19 protein-coding genes are annotated in these 15,906 nt (G+C 69.1%); 9 read left to right on the top strand and 10 right to left on the bottom strand.

What is annotated here, in order from left to right:
- Nucleotides 1-18 precede the first annotated feature (18 nt).
- From GWK16_RS12430 to GWK16_RS12460, 7 genes are all read left to right on the top strand, one after another.
- Entirely contained in the window at nt 19-969 is a 951-nt protein-coding gene (locus GWK16_RS12430) for an MBL fold metallo-hydrolase (protein WP_170054272.1), read from the top strand.
- A gap of 67 nt (nt 970-1,036) precedes the next feature.
- Nucleotides 1,037-1,351 (top strand): hypothetical protein, encoded by a 315-nt coding sequence (locus GWK16_RS12435; protein ID WP_170054273.1) that lies wholly within the window; start codon nt 1,037-1,039, stop codon nt 1,349-1,351.
- Between the two features lie 232 nt (nt 1,352-1,583).
- On the top strand, nt 1,584-2,216 hold the full coding sequence (locus tag GWK16_RS12440; protein ID WP_170054274.1) for a TetR/AcrR family transcriptional regulator: 633 nt from the start codon (nt 1,584-1,586) through the stop codon (nt 2,214-2,216).
- Nucleotides 2,213-3,160, top strand: coding sequence for an HlyD family secretion protein (locus GWK16_RS12445; RefSeq protein ID WP_170054275.1), 948 nt, complete (start codon nt 2,213-2,215; stop codon nt 3,158-3,160). The genes GWK16_RS12440 and GWK16_RS12445 overlap by 4 nt, the downstream gene beginning before the upstream one ends.
- A complete protein-coding gene (locus GWK16_RS12450; protein WP_170054276.1) occupies nt 3,157-4,101 on the top strand; it encodes an ABC transporter ATP-binding protein in 945 nt (314 codons plus the stop codon). The genes GWK16_RS12445 and GWK16_RS12450 overlap by 4 nt, the downstream gene beginning before the upstream one ends.
- Nucleotides 4,098-5,240 carry an ABC transporter permease gene (locus GWK16_RS12455; RefSeq protein WP_170054277.1) on the top strand — a complete coding sequence of 381 codons (1,143 nt, stop codon included), beginning with the start codon at nt 4,098-4,100 and terminating at the stop codon, nt 5,238-5,240. The genes GWK16_RS12450 and GWK16_RS12455 overlap by 4 nt, the downstream gene beginning before the upstream one ends.
- 85 nt (nt 5,241-5,325) lie before the next feature.
- Nucleotides 5,326-5,634 carry a putative quinol monooxygenase gene (locus tag GWK16_RS12460; protein WP_170054278.1) on the top strand — a complete coding sequence of 103 codons (309 nt, stop codon included), beginning with the start codon at nt 5,326-5,328 and terminating at the stop codon, nt 5,632-5,634.
- Here GWK16_RS12460 and GWK16_RS12465 read toward each other — a convergent pair whose 3' ends face one another.
- From GWK16_RS12465 to GWK16_RS12500, 8 genes are read right to left on the bottom strand one after another with little or no spacing between them, the layout of a single operon-like run.
- Nucleotides 5,635-6,003: a HesB/IscA family protein gene (locus GWK16_RS12465; protein ID WP_170054279.1), complete on the bottom strand. Its 369-nt coding sequence runs from the start codon at nt 6,001-6,003 to the stop codon at nt 5,635-5,637.
- A 9-nt stretch (nt 6,004-6,012) separates the two neighbouring features.
- Complete coding sequence (locus tag GWK16_RS12470; protein ID WP_168039540.1) at nt 6,013-6,387, bottom strand: SUF system Fe-S cluster assembly protein; 375 nt, start codon at nt 6,385-6,387, stop codon at nt 6,013-6,015.
- Nucleotides 6,380-6,853: a Fe-S cluster assembly sulfur transfer protein SufU gene (sufU, locus tag GWK16_RS12475; RefSeq protein ID WP_170054280.1), complete on the bottom strand. Its 474-nt coding sequence runs from the start codon at nt 6,851-6,853 to the stop codon at nt 6,380-6,382. Before sufU ends, GWK16_RS12470 begins: the two co-directional genes overlap by 8 nt.
- The gene (locus GWK16_RS12480) at nt 6,850-8,097 is read right to left on the bottom strand and encodes an aminotransferase class V-fold PLP-dependent enzyme (protein ID WP_170054281.1); all 1,248 of its coding nucleotides are present in this window, start codon (nt 8,095-8,097) and stop codon (nt 6,850-6,852) included. Before GWK16_RS12480 ends, sufU begins: the two co-directional genes overlap by 4 nt.
- Nucleotides 8,097-9,389 carry a Fe-S cluster assembly protein SufD gene (sufD, locus tag GWK16_RS12485; RefSeq protein ID WP_170054282.1) on the bottom strand — a complete coding sequence of 431 codons (1,293 nt, stop codon included), beginning with the start codon at nt 9,387-9,389 and terminating at the stop codon, nt 8,097-8,099. Before sufD ends, GWK16_RS12480 begins: the two co-directional genes overlap by 1 nt.
- Nucleotides 9,386-10,132, bottom strand: coding sequence for a Fe-S cluster assembly ATPase SufC (gene sufC, locus GWK16_RS12490; protein ID WP_170054283.1), 747 nt, complete (start codon nt 10,130-10,132; stop codon nt 9,386-9,388). Before sufC ends, sufD begins: the two co-directional genes overlap by 4 nt.
- Nucleotides 10,132-11,628 carry a Fe-S cluster assembly protein SufB gene (gene sufB / locus GWK16_RS12495; protein ID WP_170054284.1) on the bottom strand — a complete coding sequence of 499 codons (1,497 nt, stop codon included), beginning with the start codon at nt 11,626-11,628 and terminating at the stop codon, nt 10,132-10,134. Before sufB ends, sufC begins: the two co-directional genes overlap by 1 nt.
- A 5-nt stretch (nt 11,629-11,633) precedes the next feature.
- The gene (locus GWK16_RS12500) at nt 11,634-12,080 is read right to left on the bottom strand and encodes an SUF system Fe-S cluster assembly regulator (protein ID WP_170054285.1); all 447 of its coding nucleotides are present in this window, start codon (nt 12,078-12,080) and stop codon (nt 11,634-11,636) included.
- Nucleotides 12,081-12,215: 135 nt separating this feature from the next.
- On the opposite strand from GWK16_RS12500, the gene GWK16_RS12505 reads away from it, so the two are divergent.
- Entirely contained in the window at nt 12,216-13,100 is an 885-nt protein-coding gene (locus GWK16_RS12505) for an alpha/beta fold hydrolase (protein WP_170054286.1), read from the top strand.
- A 10-nt stretch (nt 13,101-13,110) separates the two neighbouring features.
- On the opposite strand, the gene GWK16_RS12510 is transcribed toward GWK16_RS12505, so the two are convergent.
- Both GWK16_RS12510 and GWK16_RS12515 read right to left on the bottom strand, forming a co-directional pair.
- Nucleotides 13,111-13,560 (bottom strand): GNAT family N-acetyltransferase, encoded by a 450-nt coding sequence (locus GWK16_RS12510; RefSeq protein WP_170054287.1) that lies wholly within the window; start codon nt 13,558-13,560, stop codon nt 13,111-13,113.
- Nucleotides 13,557-14,861, bottom strand: coding sequence for an SAM-dependent methyltransferase (locus tag GWK16_RS12515; protein ID WP_170054288.1), 1,305 nt, complete (start codon nt 14,859-14,861; stop codon nt 13,557-13,559). Before GWK16_RS12515 ends, GWK16_RS12510 begins: the two co-directional genes overlap by 4 nt.
- Before the next feature lie 129 nt (nt 14,862-14,990).
- Between GWK16_RS12515 and GWK16_RS12520 the strand changes: the two genes are divergently transcribed.
- On the top strand, nt 14,991-15,905 hold the full coding sequence (locus tag GWK16_RS12520; protein WP_170054289.1) for an SDR family NAD(P)-dependent oxidoreductase: 915 nt from the start codon (nt 14,991-14,993) through the stop codon (nt 15,903-15,905).
- Nucleotide 15,906 lies beyond the last annotated feature (1 nt).

Below are 15,906 nucleotides of genomic sequence, written 5' to 3' on the forward strand. Positions count from 1 at the left end.
GGAGCAGGAGACACCCCGATGCGCATCACCCGTCGCGCCGCCGGCACGCTGCTGGCCGCGCCCCTGGTCCTGCGGGCCGGCGGTGCCGCCGCGCAGGCCGCCGCACCGCCGATCGTCGGCCCGGCCTTCCACCGCTTCCGCGTCGGCGCGCTGACCGTGACCGTCGTGACCGACGGATCCAACGTCCGCGGCGATGTCCGCCAGGGCCTGGTCGTCAATGCCTCGGGCGAGCAGGTCACCGCCGCCATGCAGTCGGCCGGCCTTTCCGGCACCGCGATGCGCAACCCCTACAACGTCACCTTCGTCGAGACGCCCCGCGGGCTTGTCGCCTTCGACGCCGGCACCGGCGGCGTCGGCGCCGAGACCGGCGCGCTGCCGGCCAACATGCGGGCCGCTGGGCTCGACCCCGCGCAGGTGGTGCTGATCGTCCACACGCATTTCCATGGCGACCATATCGGCGGCCTCGCGACCAGTGACGGCACGGCGCTCTTTCCCCAGGCGCGCATCGCGGTGCCTGAGCGCGAATGGGCCTTCTGGACCGATGCCGGCGAGGAAACCCGCGCCGCCGAGGCGCGCCGCCCCGGCTTCGCCCTGGTCCGGCGCCGCTTCGCGCCCTACGCCGCGCGCGTCGAGCGTTTCGCGCCGGGCGCCGAGGTCGCACCCGGGATCCATGCCATCGCAACCAACGGCCACAGCCCCGGCCACACCTCCTTCCTCATCGCCGAGGGGCGGGAGCAGGTCCTGGTGATCGGGGACGCCGTGACCACGCCGCCCTTCTTCATGGCGAACCCCACCTGGTACCCGGTCTTCGACATGGACCCGACCATGGCGGTGGAGACGCGGCAGCGGTTGCTCGATCGCGCGGCCACCGAGCGCATGCCGGTCATCGGGTACCATTTCGACATGCCGGCGACGGGCCGCGTGGAGCGCGCCGGGACCGGCTACCGACTGGTGCCGGCCAACGCCTGACCGATACGGTCGGATGTGGCGGCCGCAAGCGCGGAGAGGCTAGCCTCTCCGCCGCAGGAGGATCGCCATGCGCCTCGTCGCCCTTGCCGCCGCCGTCGCGGGTCTTGCCTTCGCCACGCCCGCCCGCGCCGATGCCATCGACGGGCATTGGTGCACCGAGGGCGGGCTGCGCCTGTCCATCGCCGGGCCCAGCATCGTGACGCCGGGCGGCGCGCGGCTCCAAGGCGACTATGGACGGCATGACTTCGCCTACACCGCCCCCGCCTCCGATCCCGGGGGCAGCCAGCGCGTGACGATGCGCCTGCGCGGAGAGAACCTGATGCAGGTCGAGGCTGCGGGGCTCGACCCGCTCTGGCGCCGCTGCGGCCCGCCGACTAGCTAGTTCCTTCGCCAGCGCTCTCGGCGACGTCCCCAACCCATCGTTTGCGCGCGCAATCGGGGCCATTCGATCGGCACCGGCGCTTCGCTCCACCGCGCGCCGGATCGTCGCCCCGCCTTCCCGACGAGGTTGCGCCGTCCGATCGCCGTCTGCTCCAGAAGGCTGCGCAACCGCGTGCTTGACGTAAGCTGTGCTATTCTTTACTGACTGTCCGGTCAGTCAAAAAGAGGCCCCGATGCAGGCCCCCACCCCCCGCCGCCGGCGCAAGGACGCCCGGCCGGCCGAACTGCTCGATGCCGCGCTCGACACCTTCCGCGAGAAGGGCTTCGCCGCCACGCGGATGGAGGACATTGCCGCCCGCGCCGGCGTCTCCAAGGGCACGATCTACCTCTACTACCCCTCGAAGGAGGCGGTGTTCGAGGCGCTGGTCCGCGCCAACCTGGTGCCGCGCATCGAGCGCATCCAGGGGCTGATGGCCACCACCCGGGGCTCGGCGACCGAGCGGCTGCACATGATCATCGCTGCCTTCGCCCAGGTCGCCGCCGATGCGAGGCTCGTCGCCCTGCCCAAGCTGGTGCTGGCCGAGGCGGGCAACTTCCCCGACCTCGCCCGCTTCTACCGGCACGAGGTGATCGGCCGCGGCCTGGCCCTCGTCGCCGGCATCCTGCGGGGCGGGATGGAAAGCGGCGAGTTCCGCCCGCTCGACCCCGAGGTGACGGCGCGGCTGTTCATGGCGCCGATGATCCTCGCCGCGCTGTGGCGGACGACCTTCGCCCCGATCGAGGATGCCCCCCTGCCGCCCGAGACGTTGCTGCGCCAGCACCTCGACCTCTTCCTCCGCGGCCTCCGCCCAGAGCCTGCGTCATGAGGCGCCTCGCCCCCGTCCTCCTGCTGCTCGCCCTCGCCGGCTGCGACAAGCCGCCGCCCGACGGCGTCTTCCAGGGCTATGTCGATGCCGAGTACCTGCGCATCGCCGCCCCCGAGGCCGGCTGGGTCGCCAGCGTCGACGTGACCAAGGGCGCGCAGGTCGCGGCTGGCGCGTCCTTGTTCACGCTCGACAGCGACCTCCAGCGCGCCGCCGTCGCGCAGGCGCGCGCGACGCTCGACAAGGCGGAAAGCGACCTCGCGGACCTCTTGAAGGGCGCGCGGCCGGAGGAGATCGCCTCGATCGAGGCGCAACTCGCCGAAGCCGAAGCCGCGCTCGACCTCGCGCGCATCCAGTTCCGCCGGCAGGACCAGCTCGCCCGCACACGCGTCGCCTCGGAACAGGCGCTCGACCAGGCGCGCGCGACGGCCGAGCAGGCCGAAGCCCAGCGCAACCGCATCCGCGCCGATCTCGCCACCGCGCGGCTGCCGGCGCGCGAGGACCGCATTGCGTCCGCCCGTGCGGCGGTGAATGCCGCGCGCGCGGCGCTGGTGCAGGCCGAATGGCACCTCACGCAACGTAACGTCACGAGCCCCGCCGCCGGCGTCATCGACGACGTGCTGCGGCGACCCGGCGAATGGGTGCCGACGAGCGGCACGGTGATCAGCCTGCTGCCGCCGGAGGCGGTCAAGGTCGTCTTCTTCGTGCCCGAGGCCCGGCGCGCCGCCTTCCGCCCTGGCGACACCGTCGCAGTGGATTGCTCCGGCTGCCCGCAGGACCTGACCGCGCGGATCAGCCGCGTCGCGCAGGAGGCCGAGTACACCCCGCCGGTCATCTACAGCCGGGAGACGCGCGCGAAACTGGTTTGGCGCATGGAGGCGATCCTCACGCCCCTGCCCGGCGCCCCGACGCCCGGCCAGCCGGTGAGCGTGCGGGCGCGGCCATGACCGACGCACCCGCCATCTCCGTCCGGGGCCTGACCAAGCGCTTCGGCGACAAGACGGTGGTGGACGGCTTCGACCTCGATGTCGCGCGCGGGCAGATCCATGGCTTCCTCGGCCCCAACGGCAGCGGCAAGACGACGACGATCCGGATGCTCTGCGGCCTGCTCGTGCCCGATGGCGGCAGCGGCACCTGCCTCGGCCGCGACATCCTGACCGAGGCCTGGGAGATCAAGCGGCGCGTCGGCTACATGACGCAGCGCTTCAGCCTCTACGAGGATCTCACGATCCGCGAGAACCTCGACTTCGTCGCGCGGCTCTATGACCTGGATCGACGTCGCGAGACGGTGGATCGCGCGTTGGACCGCCTCAGGCTGGCGAAGCGCAGCGGGCAGCTGGCGGGCACGCTGTCGGGCGGCTGGAAGCAGCGGCTCGCGCTCGCCGCCTGCGTGCTGCACGAACCGGAACTGCTGCTGCTGGACGAACCCACCGCCGGCGTCGATCCCAAGGCGCGGCGGGAGTTCTGGGACGAGATCCACACGCTCGCCGAGGGCGGCATGACCGTCCTCGTCAGCACGCACTACATGGATGAGGCGGAACGCTGCCACCGCATCGCCTACCTCGCCTATGGGCGGCTGCTCGCGGTCGGCACGGTGGCGGAGGTGATCGCCCATTCGGGCCTGTCGACCTGGCATGTGAGCGGCCCCGAGCGGCGCATCGGCACGCTGGCGCGCGACCTCGCCGCGCGGCCGGGCGTCGAGATGGTCGCGCCCTTCGGCGCGACGCTGCATGTCAGCGGATCGCAGGCCGCAGCACTCGCCGAGGCGATCGCGCCCTTCCGCGCCGAGCCGGATCTCGCCTGGTCCGCGGCGAAGCCCTCGCTCGAGGACGCCTTCATCCACCTGATGGCGGAAGCGCCGGTGCCGAGCGGAGCGCCGTCGCGATGAGGAGAGGACCGCATTTCGCCTGGCATCGCCTCGCCGCCATGGTGGTGAAGGAATTCATCCAGATGCGGCGGGACCGGCTGACCTTCGCGATGATGGTCGGCATCCCGATTATCCAGCTGACGCTGTTCGGCTATGCCATCAACGCCGACCCGCGCAACCTGCCGACGGCGGTGCTGAGCCAGGATAATTCCTCCTTCTCGCGCGCGATCGTCACGGCGCTGCAGACCAGCACCTACTTCCGCGTCACCACCGTCGCGCAGGATCCCGACCTGCTCGACCGCTTGCTCGCGCGCGGAGAGGTGCAGTTCGCCGTCGAGATTCCGACCGGCTTCGGGCGCGACCTGATGCGCGGCGACCGCCCTGCCCTGCTGGTGATGGCGGATGCGACGGACCCGGCCGCGACGGGCAATGCCGCCGGCGCGCTCGACCGGATCGTGCAGTCGGCGCTGGCGCCGCTGCTCGACGGGCCGCTGGCCGGCCTCGCGCAGGGGCAGCCGCCGGTCGATCTGCGCATCCAGCGCCGCTACAACCCCGAAGGCCTGACCCAGTACAACATCGTCCCCGGGCTCATGGGCACGATCCTGACGATGACCATGATCATCATGACCGCGCTCGCCGTGACGCGGGAACGGGAACGCGGGACGATGGAGAACCTGCTCGCCATGCCCGTGCGGCCGGTCGAGGTGATGATCGGCAAGCTCACGCCCTTCATCCTGGTGGGCGGCATCCAGGTGCTGGTGATCCTGACCGCCGCGACGCTGCTGTTCCACGTGCCGATGGTGGGCGACCCGCTGGTGCTGGCCGCAGGGCTGCTGGTCTTCATCGTGGCGAACCTCGCCGTGGGCTTCCTGTTCTCGACCGTCGCGAGCAACCAGCTCCAGGCGATGCAGATGAGCTTCTTCTTCTTCCTGCCCTCCATCCTGATGTCGGGCTTCATGTTCCCCTTCCGCGGCATGCCGGACTGGGCCCAGACGATCGGGGAGGCACTGCCGCTGACGCATTTCCTGCGCGTGGTGCGCGGCGTCATGCTGAAGGGAAACACGCTGGTCGACACCTGGCCGGACATATGGCCGATGCTGGCCTTCCTCGGCGCGGTCTCGGTGCTCGCGGTGATGCGCTACCGGCAGACGCTGGACTGACGTCGCGGCCCGGATATGACCTCCAAGGTCATCGCCACGAACATGCGGCCCGCTAGGCTGCTCCCATCGTCAGGAGCCGCCATCCATGTCCGTGGCCTATGTCATCGCCTTCCGGGTTCGGGACGGTCAGCGCGACCGGTTCCTCGATCTGCTGAACGGGGTGCTCGACGCCATGCGCGTGGAAACGACCTTCGTCAGCGTCACGCTGCACGAGGATCCGTCCGATCCGCGGCACTTCCTGCTGCACGAGGTCTGGCAGGACCACCGGGACGTGCTGGAGGTACAGCTGGCGCGCCCCTACCGCGCCGCCTGGCACGCGACACTGCCCGAGCTGCTGGACGCCCCGCGGGACATCGGGATGTGGACGCCGGTCCGAACCGACCGGCGCGCCTGATCAGACGTGGAAGGATTCGCCGCAGCCGCAGCGGCCCTTCTCGTTCGGGTTGGTGAAGGTGAAGCCGGCGGTCATCGCCTTCACCTCGTAGTCCATGATGGTCCCGATGAGGAACAGCGTTGCCTTGCGGTCGATCAGGACGGTCACGTCCTTGTCGGTGATGACCTCGTCGGTCGGCGCGGGCTCGTCCGTCCAGGACAGGTCGTAGGACAATCCTGAGCAGCCCTTGGTCTTGACCCCGATGCGCAGCAGCTTGCCGTGCTCGCCCTTGGCATAGAGCCCCCGCAGCCGGTCCGCCGCGGCATGGGTGAGCGACATCACCGGCGGCAGGGCACGCTTCGCGCGCGGGGCTTCGATCGTCGTGTTCATCGGCGCACCTCAGAACATGTTCAGCGCGAGGCGGGCATCCTCGCTCATACGGGACTGGTCCCAGGGCGGATCCCAGACGACCTCGACCAGCACGTCGGACACGCCCTCGATGCCACGCACCGCGTCCTCCACCTGGCCCGGCAGTTCCTGGGCGGAGGGGCAGGACGGCGTGGTCAGCGTCATCTCGACCTTCACCTTGCCGTCGTCCTCGATCTCGATCGCGTAGATCAGGCCGAGCTGGTAGATGTCGACCGGGATCTCCGGATCATAGACGGTGGAGATCGCGGCGATCACCGCATCCTCGCTCACCTTCGGCGCCGGCGGCTTCACTTCGCCGTCCGGCGTCCAGGCGGCGCGGGTCTCGGTGGTGGCGGGTTCACTCACTGCTCGCCTCCTTGGTCCCGTCGAGGGCGGCGTTCAGCGTGTGCCACGCCAACGTCGCGCACTTCACGCGGGACGGAAACTCATGAACGCCCGAGAGCGGCGCCAGGCGCTCCATGTCGTCCTGCAGCGCCGCGCCGCAATCCGGGCAGGTGCCTGTCATGGCCAACTCGCGGAACTTCGCGCCGAGGTCCTTCGCCTCATCGGCCGTCTTGCCCTTCACCACCTCGGTCATCAGGGAGGCGGAGGCGGTCGAGATGGCGCAACCGCGGCCCTGGAAGGCGGCTTCGGCGATGTGGTGGTCGGGCGTCATCTTGAGGAACAGCTCGATGCGATCGCCGCACATCGGATTGTCGCCGCGCGCGGTCGCGTCCGCATCTTCCAGTCGCCGGAAGTTCCGCGGCTTGCGGCCGTGGTCGAGGATGACCTCCTGATAGAGGTCGCGCAGGTCGTCGAAGAGGCCGCTCATTTGAAGAACTCCCGCGCCTCGGTCAGCGCGCGCGCGAGCAGATCCACTTCCTCCTTCGTCGTATAGAGCCCGAAGGAAGCCCGCGTCGTGCCGTTGTCGAGCCCGAAGCGCGCGTGCAGCGGTTCGGCGCAATGCCGCCCGGCGCGCACCGCGATGCCCGCGCGGTCGAGCAGCGTCGCGAGGTCGTGCGGATGCGCAGCGTCGAGTGCGAAGGCGAAGACGCCGCCGCGATCCTGCGCGCGGCCCAGCAGCGTCAGGCCCGGCACCTCGGACAGCGCGCCCATGGCGTGGTCGACCAGCGAGCGCTCATGCGCCTCGATCGCCGGCATGCCGATGGCAGTGACATAGTCGATCGCGGCATGCAGGCCGACGGCCTCGATGATCGGCGGCGTGCCGGCCTCGAACTTCGCCGGGACGGCGGCCCATTCCGACTTCTCGAAGGTGACGACGGAAATCATGTCGCCGCCGCCGAGGAAGGGCGGCATCCGATCTAGGTGCTCCAGCCTCGCCCAGAGCACGCCGATGCCCGTGGGGCCATACAGCTTGTGGCCGGTGAAGCAGTAGAAGTCGCAGCCGATCGCCTGCAGGTCCACGCGCCGGTGCACCGCGGCCTGGGAGCCATCGAACAGGACCTTGGCGCCATGGGCATGGGCGAGCGCCACGATGCGCTCGACCGGCGTCACGGTGCCGAGCACGTTCGACATGTGCGCGACCGCGACCAGCCCGACCTTGCCGTCGGCGAGCTTGCGCTCGAGGTCGTCCATGTCGAGTTCGCCGGCGTCGGTCACGCGACAGACGCGCAGCTCGATGCCCTTGTCGTCGCGCAGCATCTGCCACGGGACGATGTTCGCGTGGTGCTCCAGCTCGGAGATCAGCACAGCCTGGCCCGGCGTCATCACCCCGCGGCCCCAGGAATGGGCGACGAGGTTCATCGCCTCGGTGCTGTTCTTCGTGAAGACGATCTCGCGCGCGTCGGCGGCGTTCAGGAAGCGGGCGGTCGCGGTGCGCGCGGCCTCGTAGGAATCGGTCGCGAGTTCGGACAGGCGATAGGCGCCGCGATGGACGTTGGCGTAGGCCGTCTCCATGCAACGGACCATGGCATCGATGACGGCGCGCGGCTTCTGGGCACTCGCGCCGGAATCGAGGAAGACCAGCGGCCGCCCACGCGCCTGCGGCTGCGACAGGATCGGGAAATCCTGCCGGATGCGCGCGACGTCGAAGGTGGCCGGGGTCAGCGTGTCCATCACGCAGCCGCCCCCTGGCGGGCCCACCAATTGTCCAGCGCCCGCGTCAGCGCGGTGCGGAGCGTCTCGTCGGTCACGGTCTCCACCGCCTCATGCAGGAAGGCCTCCACCAGCATGGCCTTGGCCTGGCTCTCGGGGATGCCGCGGGAGCGGAGGTAGAACAGGCTGTCCGCATCCAGCGCGCCCACCGTCGCACCGTGGCTGCACTTCACGTCGTCGGCGTAGATTTCCAGCTGTGGCTTGCTGTCGATCTCGGCGTTCTCGCTGAGCAACAGCGCCTGGTTCATCTGGTAGCCGTCGGTCTTCTGGGCGGCCTGATGCACGAAGATCTTGCCCTGGAAGACCCCGCGCGACCGGCCGGCCAGCACCGTCTTGTAGGTCTGGCGGGACGCGCAATCGGGTGCGGCGTGATCGAGCGACGTGGTGGTGTCCACATGCTGGCCATCGGCGGCCATCTGCGCACCGTTCATGTGGCAGGCGGCCTTGGGGCCGGTCAGCGCGGCATGGATCTCGTTGCGCGTCAGGCGCGGGCCCGCGGCGACGGTGAAGTTGTCGTAGGTGCCACCCGCGGCGATCGCCGCGTAGATGGTGGACAGGTGGAAGACGGTCGCTTCCTCCTGCAGCATCCGGCCGTGCGTAAAGGTTGCGCCCTCGGCGACCTCGATCTCGAAGACCGGGTTGTGCAGGCATTGGCCGCGGCCGGTGGCCGTCTCGATCAGCGTCAGCCTGGCACCGGCGGCGAGGCGGATCAGGTGCCGCGGATGGAAGGCGAAGGGACGCCCCGGATCGACGGCGATCGAGACGAGTTCCAGCAGCCCGCCATCGAGACCCTCCGGCAGGTCGATGAACAGCCCGTCCTCGAACAGCATGGTGTTCAGCGCGACCAGCGGCTCGCTGCCCGGCTTGGCCAGCGCGCCGAGGAAGGGCTCCGCGGCGTTGAGATCCTGCGCCAGGCTGCCGACGCGATGGGCCAGCCCATCCAGCGTCGAGAGATCGGAACGGAATCGCCCGTCCACGAAGACCGCGCGATGTGCCGCGTTCGCCACCGGCAGGGCGATCGCGCCTTCCACCATCGTCAGCGGCTCCGCGAAGGAGGACTGCGCGACGGGGGCGAGGTCGGTGTACTTCCACTGCTCGATGCGCCGCGTCGGGAAGCCCCGCGCGGCGAAGTGGACGGCGGCGTCGGCGCGCAGCGTGTTCAGCCAGGGCTTGCGGGCGCCGGGCAGGTGGACCTTCAGGCCCTCATAGCGGGCGAGAAAGCCGGCGGCGCCAGTGGCGACGGGTGCCGTCATGCCGCCGCCTGGACGGCAGCGTAGCCTTGCGCCTCCAGCTCCTTCGCGAGCTCCGGCCCGCCGGACTTCACGATGCGGCCCTGCATCAGCACATGCACCCGGTCCGGCACGATGTAGTCGAGCAGCCGCTGGTAGTGCGTGATGACCAGCGCCGAGAAATCCGGCCCGCGCATCGCGTTCACGCCGTCGGCGACGATCTTCAGCGCATCGATGTCGAGGCCGGAATCCGTCTCGTCCAGGATGGCGATCGACGGCTTGAGCAGCGCCATCTGCAGGATCTCGTTGCGCTTCTTCTCGCCGCCCGAGAAGCCGACATTCACGCCGCGCTTCAGCATGTCGTCGGACATGGACAGCGCCTTCATCCGCTCGCGCGCGAGCTTGAGGAACTGCATCGCGTCGAGTTCGCTCTCGCCGCGCGCCTTGCGCTGGGCATTCAGCGCGGTGCGCAGGAAAGTGGCGTTGCCGACACCCGGCAGCTCCACCGGATACTGGAAGGCCAGGAACAGGCCGGCGGCCGCGCGTTCCTCAGGTTCCATCGCCAGGATGTCGTGGCCGTCGAAGGTGGCGGACCCACCCGTGACCTCGTAGCCCTCGCGCCCGGACAGCACGTAGGACAGCGTCGACTTGCCGGACCCGTTCGGGCCCATGATGGCGTGCACCTCGCCGGTCGGCACTTCGAGGTCGATCCCCTTGAGGATCTGCTTGCCGTCGATCTCGGCGGTGAGTCCTTCAATGCGGAGCATCAGCCCACGCTCCCTTCCAGAGAAATCTGCAGCAACTTCTGCGCTTCCACCGCGAACTCCATCGGGAGTTCCTTCAGCACCTCGCGGCAGAAGCCATTGACGATGAGCCCGACCGCCTCTTCCTCGCTCAGGCCCCGCTGGCGGCAATAGAAAAGCTGGTCCTCCGCGATGCGGCTGGTAGTCGCTTCGTGCTCCACCTTGGCGGACAGGCAGCGGTTCTCGATGTAGGGCACGGTGTGCGCCCCGCACAGATCGCCGATCAGCAGGCTGTCGCACTGGGTGAAGTTGCGCGCGCCCGTCGCCTTCGCGCCGATGCGCACCAGGCCGCGATAGGTGTTCTGCCCGTGCCCGGCGCTGATGCCCTTCGACACGATGGTCGACTTGGTGCGCGGGCCGATGTGGAACATCTTCGTGCCCGTGTCGGCCTGCTGGTAGTTGTTGGTGATGGCGACGGAGTAGAACTCACCCACCGAATCCTCGCCCTGCAGGATGCAGGAGGGATACTTCCAGGTGATGGCCGACCCCGTCTCCACCTGCGTCCAGGAAATCTTGGACCGCGCGCCGCGGCAGGCGCCGCGCTTGGTGACGAAGTTGTAGATGCCGCCCTTGCCCTCGGCGTCGCCGGGGTACCAGTTCTGGACGGTGGAATACTTGATGGTCGCGTCATCCATCGCGACCAGCTCCACCACCGCGGCGTGCAGCTGGTTCTCGTCGCGCATCGGGGCCGTGCAGCCTTCCAGATACGAGACGTAGGAGCCCTCGTCGGCAACGATCAGCGTGCGCTCGAACTGCCCGGTGCTCTTGGCGTTGATACGGAAATAGGTCGACAGCTCCATCGGGCAGCGCACGCCCTTCGGGATGTAGACGAAGGACCCGTCGGTGAAGACCGCGCTGTTCAGCGCGGCGAAGAAATTGTCGCCCTGCGGCACCACGGTGCCGAGATACTTCCGCACCAGTTCGGGATGCGTCTGCACCGCCTCGCTGATCGAGCAGAAGACGATGCCTTCCTTCTCCAGCCGGTCCTTGAAGGTGGTCGCGACGGAGACGCTGTCGAACACGGCATCGACAGCGACCGGCATGCGCCCCTCGGCCGGGGTGGACCCCGCGCCTTCGACGCCCGCCAGGATCTCCTGCTCGCGCAGCGGGATGCCAAGCTTGGCGTAGGTCTTCAGCAGCTCCGGGTCGACCTCGTCGAGCGACTTCGGCGCGACCTTCTGCTTGGGCGCGGCGTAGTAGTAGCTGTCCTGGTAGTCGATCGGCGGATACTTCACCGCCGCCCAGCGCGGTTCCTCCATCGCCTTCCAGGCGGCGAAGGCGCGCAGGCGCCATTCGAGCAGCCATTCGGGCTCGTTCTTCTTCGCGCTGATGAAGCGGACGATGTCCTCGTTCAGCCCCTTGGGGGCGAACTCCATCTCGATGTCCGTCTCGAAGCCCCATTTGTAGCCGGACTCGGTGACGGACTGGACGGTTTCGATCGTCTCGGTGACGGCAGGCATCGTCTCTACTCCGCGGCGACGACGTCGGGGTGCGGCACGATGGCCGGCACGCGCGCGAGGTCGGCGATGGAAATGCCGGACAGCGCCCGGCGGATGGCATCGTTCACAGGGTCCCACCGGCCGCGCACGGGGCATGTCGCCTCCGCATCGCAAAGGCCGATCGAATTGTCCACGCAGGCGGTCAGCGCGATGGGGCCGTCTATCGCGGCGATCACGTCGGTCAATGGCATCTCGGCCAGCGGCCGCGCCAGGCGGTAGCCGCCCGCCGCCCCGCGCCGCCCCTCGACCAGGCCCGCATGGGACAGGATCTTCAGCACCTTCGCCACCGTCGGCTCTCCCAGCCCGGTCGCCGCGGCGAGGCCCGGCGCGGTCAGCACCCCCCCATCCTCGGCTTCCTCGAGCCTGGTCAGCACCACCACGGCGTAGTCGGTCAGCTTGGACAGCCGCAGCACGGCCGTTGCCCTCCTGCAATCAGGACCCGATTGGTACGGATTGCAGATGCGCTTGCATCGATCCTCTGTCAAGGCGGCCTGGACGGCCAGACGAGCGCCTTCCATCCTGCCCCGGCGACAGCGGGAGAAAGCGCGATGCCGACCATCCGGACCGACGACGGCGTGGACCTCTACTACGAGGAAGCCGGATCCGGCATCCCGATGGTCTTCGTGCACGAATTCGCCGGGGATTACCGGTCCTGGGAGCCGCAGATGCGGTTCTTCTCGCGCCGCTACCGCTGCGTCGCCTATTGCGCCCGGGGGTATCCGCCCTCCGCCGTGCCGGCAGACCCGAAATCCTATTCGCAGGACCATGCGACGAACGACATCGCGGCCGTGGTCCGGGCGCTCGACCTCGCGCCGGCGCATATCGTGGGCCTGTCCATGGGCGCCTTCGCGACGCTGCATTTCGGCCTGCGCTATCCGCGAATGGCCCGCAGCCTGGTCGCGGCCGGCGTCGGCTACGGCGCCGCCCCGGACAAACGGGACCAGTTCCGGGCCGAGACCGACGCCGCCATCGCCCGCCTGCGCACCGAGGGCATGGCCGTCTACGGCAAGACCTACGCCCATGGCCCGACCCGCCTGGTCTTCGAGGAATCCGACCCGCGCGGCTTCGCCGAGTTCGAGGCCCAGCTGTGCGAGCATTCCACCGAAGGCTCGGCGCTGACCATGCAGGGCGTGCAGCGCGAACGGCCCTCCCTTTTCGACCTCGCCGAGGGTTTCCGCGCCTACACCACGCCGACGCTGGTCGTGGCGGGGGACGAGGACGATCCGACGCTCGAGCCCGCGCTCTACCTCAAGCGCACCATCCCGACGAGCGCGCTGATGGTGCTGCCGAAATGCGGGCACACCATGAACCTGGAGCATCCGGATGCCTTCAACCGGGCCGTGCTCGACTTCGTGACGCAGGTCGATGCCGGCGCCTGGCGGCGGCGTATCCCGGCCAGCCAGAGCGGCAGCATTATCGCCGCGAAGACCTGACGCGCCGGCGTCAGAGCTTCAGTTTCATGCCCTCATGGCTGGCGACGAAGCCCAAGGTCTCATAGAAGCGGCGCGCATCCCCGCGCGACTTGTTGGTGGTCAGTTGCACGATGCCACAGCCGCGGGCACGGCATTGGTCGATCGCCCATTCGAACATCTGCCGACCGAGGCCGCCGCCACGCGCCTCGGCGGCGATACGCACGCTCTCGATCTGTCCGCGCCACATGCCGCGATGGGACAGGCCGGGGATGAAGCTCAGCTGCAGGCAGCCGGCGACGCGACCCGCGATCTCGACCACCGCGAGGAACTGGTTCGCATCGGCCGCGATCGCCGCGAAGGCTTCATCATAGCCAGGGTCGCCAGGCTTCTCCCGCGCCGCACCGAGCACGTCGTCGGCGAGCAGGGCCACGATCGCCGGTACGTCGGCCGCGATCGCGCGGCGGAACACCGGCGCGCTCACGCGTAGAGGTCCTGCCGCGTCGGCGGCAGGCCCGAGGCCCCGCGCGCCCGCTTGGTCGCCACCGTCTGGAAGATGCCGACCGTGCCGCGCTCGAAGGCAAGCGCGCAGCCGGCCAGATACATCAACCAGATCTTGGTCTTGGCCTCGCCGGCTTCGCGATACGCAGCCTCGCGATGGGCGTGGAGCCGCTCGGTCCATAGCCGACAGGTCCGACCGTAATGCTCGCGCCAGCCCTCGGTATCGTGGATCTCGAAGCCGTTGCGTTCCATCGCATCGGTCGTGCCCCCGATATGGTCCAGCTCGCCGCCCGGGAAGATGTAGTTCACCAATGTGCGGAACTCGGGGTTCGCCTTGCGGAACTTCTTCTCGGTCGCCTTCATCGGCCGTGCGATCGCGTGGTGCAGGTAGATCCCGCGCGGCTTCAGCAGGCCGCGGATGTGGCGGAAATATCCGTCCCGGTTGTCGAGCCCGACATGCTCGAACATGCCGATGGAGGCGACCTTGTCGAACTCCATGTCCGTGAGGTCGCGAAAGTCGCGCAACTCGATGGTGACGCGATCCTGAAGGCCGAGCCGCCGCACCTTCTCCGTCGCGAAGTCGAACTGCGCCTGGGACAAGGTCACGCCATGCGCCTGCACGCCGTAGTGCTGCGCCGCATGGCAGACGAGACCGCCCCAGCCGCAGCCGATGTCCAGCATCCGCTCCCCGGGCTTCAGCCGCAGCTTGCGGCAGGACATGTCGAGCTTGGCCTTCTGCGCGGTCGCGAGGTCCGCCTCCCAATCCGGGAAGTAGGCGCAGGAGTAGACCATCTCGGGGTCGAGGAAGAGCGCGTAGAAGGCGTTCGACACATCGTAGTGGAACTGCACCTGCGCCTTGTCGTCGCGCCCCTCGCCATGCCTCGCGGCCTGCGTGCCCGTATAGGCGTAACCCTTCCCGCCCCCGCCGGGGCCGAACAGGAAAGGCAGGAACGCCCGGAGCGCCAGGCCCTTGTCGAGCCGCTTCGCCAGCCCGCGGGTCGATCCCGACCCTGCCCGGGCCGCGAGGTCGAGCAACGTCCCGCCCTCGAGATCGACCGCACCTTCGGCGATCAGTTCCACGATGGTCGGCAGGCGCGGCCGGCGTACCAGGCGTGTCAGGGCAGCCGGTGTCGCGATGGTGAGCGTCAGCGCGCCGTCCGCACCCGGCGCCAGCGGCAGCACGGTCCCGTCCCACAGCCTGACCGAGAGGTCGAGCGGCGCGACCTTGGCCACATGCTCCGCGAAGCGGCGCAGCGCCGCGATCCGGCGATCACCACTGCCCATGCTGTCCGATCCTGCCTGCCATGTCCGGCATCTACGCGGCCCGCGGCCGCCACGGCAACCCGGCTTCACGGCCCGCTGGGCCGGGTCTAGAAGCTTAAGTGGCTAAAGACCATGGAGGGGATACGCCAGATGCCGAACATGCTCGAGGGCAAGGTCGCGATCGTCACGGGGGCCGGCAACGGCATCGGGCGCGAGATCGCCATCATGATGGCCAAGCAGGGCGCCAAGGTGATCATCAACGACGTCGGCGCCTCCGTTGCCGGCGAGGGCCAGGACGCGACGCCCGCGCAGCAGACCAAGGCGATCATCGCCCAGAACGGCGGCCAGTCCGAGATCTCGACCGAGAGCGTCGCCACCTGGGCCTCCGCGCAGAAGATCGTGCAGGCCGCGCTCGATCATTTCGGCCGCATCGACATCGTCGTGAACAATGCCGGCATCCTTCGCGACCAGATCTTCCACCGCATGACGCCCGAGGAATGGGACGCGGTGATCGCCGTCCACCTCAATGGCTCCTTCTACGTCTCCCGCGCGGCCGCCACGCATTTCCGCCAGCAGCAGTCCGGCGCCTATGTGCACATGTCCTCGACCTCGGGGCTGATCGGCAATTTCGGGCAGGCGAACTACTCGGCGGCGAAGCTCGGCATCGTCGGGCTGTCGAAGTCGATCGCGCTCGACATGGCGCGCTTCAACGTGCGTTCGAACTGCATCGCACCCTTCGCCTGGTCGCGCATGACCGGCACCATCCCGGCGGAGACGCCGGAGCAGAAGCGCCGCGTCGAGCGCATCATGCAGATGACGCCGGACAAGAACGCGCCGCTCGCGGTCTTCCTCGCCTCCGACGCGGCGAAGGACGTGACCGGGCAGATCTTCTCCCCGCGCATGAACGAGCTGTTCGTGTACAGCCAGATCCGTCCGATCAAGTCGGTGCATCGTGAGAGCGGCTGGACGCCCGAGAGCATCGCCGAATACGCGCTGCCCTCGCTCGCGCAGGGCTTCTCGAAGCTCGAGCGGTCCGGCGACATCTTCTGCTGGGACCCGATCTGAG

Source organism: Neoroseomonas marina, assembly GCF_012927745.1.
Classification (GTDB): domain Bacteria; phylum Pseudomonadota; class Alphaproteobacteria; order Acetobacterales; family Acetobacteraceae; genus Neoroseomonas; species Neoroseomonas marina.